Source organism: Bradyrhizobium sp. (assembly GCF_019242285.1).
Classification (GTDB): Bacteria; Pseudomonadota; Alphaproteobacteria; order Rhizobiales; family Xanthobacteraceae; genus Bradyrhizobium.
Genome location: NZ_JAFAVV010000058.1, coordinates 1 through 3,609, shown reverse-complemented (window position 1 = coordinate 3,609; position 3,609 = coordinate 1). Strand labels below are relative to the sequence as shown.

Here is a 3,609-nt window from a genome sequence, read left to right as displayed (position 1 = left end):
TTGATGTCGGTGGCGCGGTACTGGTCGCCATAGGCATGGCGGCCGATGATGATCGGCTTGGTCCAGCCCGGCACCAGCCGCGGCACGTTCTTGCAGATGATCGGCTCGCGGAAGATCACGCCGCCCAGGATGTTGCGGATGGTGCCGTTGGGCGAGCGGTACATCTCCTTGAGGCCGAACTCCTTCACCCGCGCCTCGTCGGGGGTGATGGTCGCGCATTTCACGCCGACCCCGACCTTCTTGATCGCGTTGGCGGCGTCGATCGTGACCTGGTCGTTGGTCTTGTCGCGATACTCCATCCCGAGGTCGAAATATTGCAGGTCGATATCAAGGAACGGGTGGATCAGCTTGTCCTTGATGTATTGCCAGATGATCCGGGTCATCTCGTCGCCATCGAGTTCGACGACGGGGTTGGTCACCTTGATTTTTGCCATGATCGGAGAGGCCTCTTGCGGTAGCGCGACGCAGGATCGGATTTGGGATGGTTGCTCTTAGCATTGCGGAACGGCCGGCGGAAGCCGAGCGGCTATGCACTTTATGCCCCCTGCATGGCTTAGGGCGTGATAGGCCGCAGGTTCGCACGGCGCGACCCGGACGCAAGCCCGTTTCGGTGTCCAGCGCCGAATCCAAGCTCATTATTTTGCTTGAGAAATCCGCCTGGACAGGCAAACCGGAGGAGGCTTGACGGGCTTGCATCGGTTTCTCCGAAGCGACGCCCCACGCTGTGATGTCGATTCGGGAAAAGAGTGGCAATGACCGGTGCCGGCACCGACAAGAGCAAGACGGGCTTCGACCTGGCGGGGCCCGTGGTCATCCTGGTCGAGCCGCAGCTTGGTGAGAATATCGGCATGACCGCCCGCGCGATGGGCAATTTCGCGCTGTCACGGCTGCGGATCGTCAACCCCCGCGACGGCTGGCCCAACCTCGCGGCCAAGCGCGCCGCCGCCGGCGCCGACCATATCCTCGAAGGCGCCGCGCTGTTCGCGACGCTGGATGAGGCGGTGGCCGATCTCGACCTTTTGTTCGCGACCACGGCCCGCGCCCATGACCAGGCCAAGCCGGTGGTCGGGCCGGAGGCGGCGGCCGCCGAGATCGTTGCCCACACCGCTGATGGCGGCCGGGCCGGCATCCTGTTCGGCCGCGAGCGCTACGGCCTGATGAACGACGAGGTCGCCCGCGCCAATCGCATCATCACCTTTCCGGTCAATCCCGGCTTCGCCTCGCTCAACCTGGCGCAGGCGGTGCTCCTGATGGGCTACGAGTTGTTCAAGCGCTCAACGGCCGGCGCGCTGCCGTTTGCGATGCCCGAGCGCTCCGAGCGCGCCTCGCAGCACCAGATGGATGCCTTTTTCGAGAACCTGGTGCGCGAGCTCGACCGCGTCGAGTTTCTGCGGCCGGCGGAAAAGCGCGACACCATGCTGGTCAACCTGCGCAACATCTTCTTCCGGATGGAGCCGACCAAGCAGGACATGCACACCCTGCAGGGGGTGATCATGGCCATTGCCGAGGGACGCAAAGGTCCGGCCAAGGGCGGCGTGCTCGACGGCGCGCAGGCCACCAGGTTGCGGGCGCTGCTCGCCGAGCATGGGCAGGCGGCGCAGCCTCCGGATTCTGCCGGCAGCGTGCGCGGGCTGGCGCGGCTGCTCCGGCGCAATCCGACCGATGCCGAGCGCATCCTCTGGCAGGCCCTGACCCGTGACCGCCGCTTTGCCGGCCAGTTCAAGCGCCAGACCCCGGTCGGCCGGCATATCCCGGATTTCGTCTCCTTCGCGCACCGGCTCGCGATCGAGCTCGTCAATGATGGCGAGACGGAAACCATCGCGGCCGAGCGGGCCTCGCGCCGCGCCTGGCTGGAGAGCCGCGACTATCGCGTCATCGACATGAAGGTCACCGATGTCGAGGCCGATCTCGATCGCGAGCTGGCGCGGCTGGAGGCGATGATTGCACAGGGGGGGTAGGGCAGGCCGGCTCCGCATGGCTGCGGTCGGAACGACGCATTTGAACCTCTTCGTGCAGCAATGCTTTACCCTGTCGATTTACCCAACGCTCGCGTTTCGATCGTACCGTGCCGGGATGGGACCAGTTGTGATGATCGGCGCTTGAGCATGAACCAGACCAGCCGCAGAAGCCGGGCGGAACGCAACGACAGGGCCGCCGTGCGGCCGCTGCCGCCGGAGGGCATTGCGCATCTGCGCAAGGTGCTGGCCGAAATTCGCGCTTTCCTCGAGGCGCAGGAGCCGGCCTCGCTGGATGCTGCCTGGATGGTGCTGGAGGCCGCCAACGATTTCGACGATCGCACCACCATCGCTGCCTGCCGGCGCGTCATCGACGCCAGCCTCAACGGCGGCGTGGCCGCGCAGACCGACGTCGTCATCGTCAACGATTATTTCAAGTAAGCCAGCAAACCCGCCTGTCATCGCTCGGCTTGACCGGGCGATCCAGCACGCCGCGGCGTATCGGCTCAAGCACCGAAATCTCTGGAATGCTGGGTCGCCCGGTCAAGCCGGGCGGCGACAGCGGAGGACCTTCTTAGACCGCGGCGAGCTCCGCGCCTGCGCGCTTCTGCCGCTTTTGTTTCGCCGGCTCGAACAGCGACCCGGCGGCAAGCGCTGCGGTATCGGCAACGCCGGGGTTGCGTGAGACCATGGCGGCGACGATCGCGCCGTCTATCAACAAAGCCAGTTGATGCGCCAGCGTCTCCGGCTCGACCGCGCCCATCTCCGCGGCGAGCTTCTCGATATGGGCGAGCACGACCTTCTTGTGCTTCAGCGCGATGGCGCGGAACTGTCGGGAGTCCTTGTCGTGCTCGCCGACCGCATTGATGAAGGGGCAGCCGTAGAAGCGCTCCTCGCCGAACCATTGCTTCAGCGCCGGAAAGATGCGCGTCAGTTTGGTCTGCGCGTCGCCGCCGCCGGCTTCGATGGCGCCGATGAACCATTCGCGCCACTGCTTGCCCTCGCTTTCGAGCACCGCATGCACGAGATTGGTCTTGGAGCCGAACAGCTTGTAGAGCGTGGTCTTGGCGGTGCCGGCCTCGTCGATGATGGCGTCGATGCCGGTCGCGTTGATGCCGTTCTTGCAGAACAGATGCGTCGCCGCGCTCAATAGCCGCCCGCGCGCCGATTCCTCGTCGGCCGCCGTCGCGACCGGTCTCTTCTTCGCCGTTCTGCCCGCTTTGCCCATGCCCGACACGTTAAGCGAAGCCGCGCGCTTTCAGCAAGCGGCATCTTCGAGCGACGTCTTGGCTGCGCGTAAAATCATCGCTGCGCATGCGCAATTGCATCGCCTTTGAGCAAGACGCCGCTGACCATTTCGCGGGCAGGGCGGCCTAAGCCGCTCCAGCGCTTCGGCTTTTGTTTTTCGGCTCCTCTGGCACGCTTCGTGCAGGAAACAGACCGTTCGGTATCCTCACCTCCCAGGGAGAAAACGATGACCGCGGTCGTCCCAAAAACAGCGCTCACCGGCTGTCTCGCGCCCATCGACAAGAATGGTCTCGAGCAGCTGATCGCCAACGGCAAGGCCAATCCCAAGGTCGTCAAGACCTTGAAGTGCAAGACGGTGGCCGAGGGCAAATTCCGTCACGCCAACTACATCCGCAGCCTGCCGCCT

The 3,609-nt window shown here is 64.9% G+C and carries 4 protein-coding genes and 1 pseudogene; 3 read left to right on the top strand and 2 right to left on the bottom strand.

Translation table 11 applies throughout. The features are described from left to right. Positions 1-434: isocitrate/isopropylmalate family dehydrogenase (locus JOY90_RS02500; protein WP_291689588.1), on the bottom strand; the 434-nt coding region annotated here is incomplete at its 3' end. Between the two features lie 318 nt (positions 435-752). On the opposite strand from JOY90_RS02500, the gene JOY90_RS02495 reads away from it, so the two are divergent. Together JOY90_RS02495 and JOY90_RS02490 are read left to right on the top strand one after the other, a co-directional pair. Further along, on the top strand, positions 753-1,958 hold the full coding sequence (locus tag JOY90_RS02495) for a TrmJ/YjtD family RNA methyltransferase (RefSeq protein ID WP_291689587.1): 1,206 nt from the start codon (positions 753-755) through the stop codon (positions 1,956-1,958). Positions 1,959-2,105: 147 nt separating this feature from the next. After that, entirely contained in the window at positions 2,106-2,396 is a 291-nt protein-coding gene (locus JOY90_RS02490) for a hypothetical protein (protein WP_367276868.1), read from the top strand. A 133-nt stretch (positions 2,397-2,529) separates the two neighbouring features. Here the strand turns inward: JOY90_RS02490 and JOY90_RS02485 are convergent, their stop codons facing one another. Beyond that, on the bottom strand, positions 2,530-3,183 hold the full coding sequence (locus tag JOY90_RS02485) for a TetR/AcrR family transcriptional regulator (RefSeq protein WP_291689586.1): 654 nt from the start codon (positions 3,181-3,183) through the stop codon (positions 2,530-2,532). 246 nt (positions 3,184-3,429) lie between these two features. Between JOY90_RS02485 and JOY90_RS02480 the strand changes: the two are divergent. After that, positions 3,430-3,609 (top strand): annotated as a pseudogene (locus tag JOY90_RS02480) (OsmC family peroxiredoxin); the annotation flags it as partial.